The following is a 2186-nucleotide window of genomic DNA, read 5'->3' on the forward strand; positions in this document are numbered from 1 at the left end:
CCAGACCTGCCAGAGCCATTCGCGGCGCGGGGTGGTGCGCGGTGTGCACTTCACCTCGACGCCTCCCGGCATGGCCAAGCACGTCTACTGCGGGCGGGGCCGCGCGCTCGACTTCGTCGTGGACCTGCGGGTGAGCTCGCCCACCTTCGGCCGGTGGGACACCGTCCAGCTCGACGGGGAGCGCTTCCGGTCGACGTACCTGCCGGTCGGCGTGGGCCATGTGTTCGTCGCGCTCGAGGACGACACCACGATGGTGTACCTCATGTCCGGGCCGTACGTGGCGGAGCACGAGCTGGCCGTCTCCCCGCTGGACCCGGCGCTCGGCCTGCCCGTCACGCTCGACGACATCGCACCGGTGCTGTCCGAGCGCGATGTCGCGGCTCCCACCCTGGCCCAGGCTCTGGAGGCGGGCATCCTGCCCGAATACGAGGAGTGCCTGGCGCTGGAGGCGGCCCTGTAGCGGCCGTACCGTGCGCTCGGCGGTCAGTAGCGGTAGTGGTCCGACTTGTACGGACCCTCGACCTCGACGCCGATGTACGCGGCCTGCTCCGGACGCAGCGTCGTCAGCTTGACGCCGAGCGAGTCCAGGTGGAGACGGGCGACCTTCTCGTCCAGGTGCTTGGGCAGCACGTACACACCGGTCGGGTACTCGTCGGGCTTGGTGAACAGCTCGATCTGGGCCAGCGTCTGGTCCGCGAACGAGTTCGACATCACGAACGACGGGTGACCCGTGGCGTTGCCCAGGTTCAGCAGGCGGCCCTCGGACAGCACGATGATCACCTTGCCGTCCGGGAAGGTCCAGGTGTGGACCTGCGGCTTGACCTCGTCCTTGACGATGCCCGGGATCTTCGCCAGGCCGGCCATGTCGATCTCGTTGTCGAAGTGGCCGATGTTGCCCACGATCGCCTGGTGCTTCATCTTGGCCATGTCGGAGGCCATGATGATGTCCTTGTTGCCGGTCGTGGTGACGAAGATGTCGGCCTTGTCGACGACCTCGTCCAGCGTCGTGACCTGGTAGCCGTCCATCGCCGCCTGGAGCGCGCAGATCGGGTCGATCTCCGTGACGATCACCCGGGCGCCCTGACCGCGCAGGGACTCCGCGCAGCCCTTGCCCACGTCGCCGTAACCGCACACGACGGCCGTCTTGCCGCCGATCAGCACGTCGGTGGCACGGTTGATGCCGTCCACCAGCGAGTGGCGGCAGCCGTACTTGTTGTCGAACTTCGACTTCGTCACCGCGTCGTTGACGTTGATCGCCGGGAACAGCAGCACACCGTCACGCTGCATCTCGTACAGACGGTGCACGCCCGTCGTGGTCTCCTCCGTCACACCCCGGATCTCGGAGGCGATGCCGGTCCAGTCGAGGGTGCTCGCCTTCAACAGGGCGGCCACCGCGGCCAGTTCCTCGTTGTCGGCCGACGGCAGCTCACCGGTCTTACGGTATTCGACGCCCTTGTGGACGAGGAGGGTGGCGTCGCCGCCGTCGTCCAGGATCATGTTCGGGCCGCCGGTGGGGCTGTCCGGCCAGGTCAGCGCCTGCTCGGTGCACCACCAGTACTCGTCCAGGGTCTCGCCCTTCCAGGCGAAGACCGGGACACCCTGAGGGTTGTCCGGCGTGCCGTTCGGGCCGACGGCGATGGCGGCGGCCGCGTGGTCCTGGGTGGAGAAGATGTTGCAGGAGGCCCAGCGGACCCGGGCGCCGAGGGCGACCAGGGTCTCGATCAGCACGGCGGTCTGCACGGTCATGTGCAGGGAACCGGTGACACGGGCGCCGGCCAGCGGCTGGGACTCGGCGTACTCCTTGCGGATCGCCATCAGGCCGGGCATCTCGTGCTCGGCGAGGGTGATCTCCTTGCGGCCGAACTCGGCCAGCGAGAGATCGGCGACCTTGAAGTCCTGTCGGTTGTCGACAGTCGTCATTGCGAGCTGCTCCTCGGAAATATAGGGGCGAGGGTGGGTACGGCCGGTCTGCGCGGCGGCGGACATACGGATGCCCGGGAAGAGGACACAGGCATGCCCACGTGCGCGCAGCGCAGTCCGTCGGAGGCCCTCTCTCCCTCGGACGGTCCGTAGTGGGACCGCCCGACCGCCATCAGCAGCGACGTCTGGCTCCGTCCCAAGCTACACCGGACCACAGGATCGCCCACAGTCCGCGTCCGCATGGTTCAAGCCGTATCCGAGGCGGC

General features: G+C 68.1%; 2 protein-coding genes. One reads left to right on the forward strand and one right to left on the reverse strand.

Annotation, left to right across the window (positions count from 1 at the left end; translation table 11 throughout):
* The coding region (locus ABTZ59_RS36990; protein ID WP_351425881.1) for a dTDP-4-dehydrorhamnose 3,5-epimerase family protein at positions 1 to 460 on the forward strand (460 nt) is incomplete at its 5' end.
* 23 nt (positions 461 to 483) lie between these two features.
* On the opposite strand, the gene ahcY is transcribed toward ABTZ59_RS36990, so the two are convergent.
* Positions 484 to 1920: an adenosylhomocysteinase gene (gene ahcY / locus ABTZ59_RS36995; protein ID WP_351425885.1), complete on the reverse strand. Its 1437-nt coding sequence runs from the start codon at positions 1918 to 1920 to the stop codon at positions 484 to 486.
* Positions 1921 to 2186: the final 266 nt, after the last annotated feature.

The organism is Streptomyces sp. NPDC094034 (assembly GCF_040303865.1).
Taxonomy (GTDB): Bacteria; Actinomycetota; Actinomycetes; order Streptomycetales; family Streptomycetaceae; genus Streptomyces.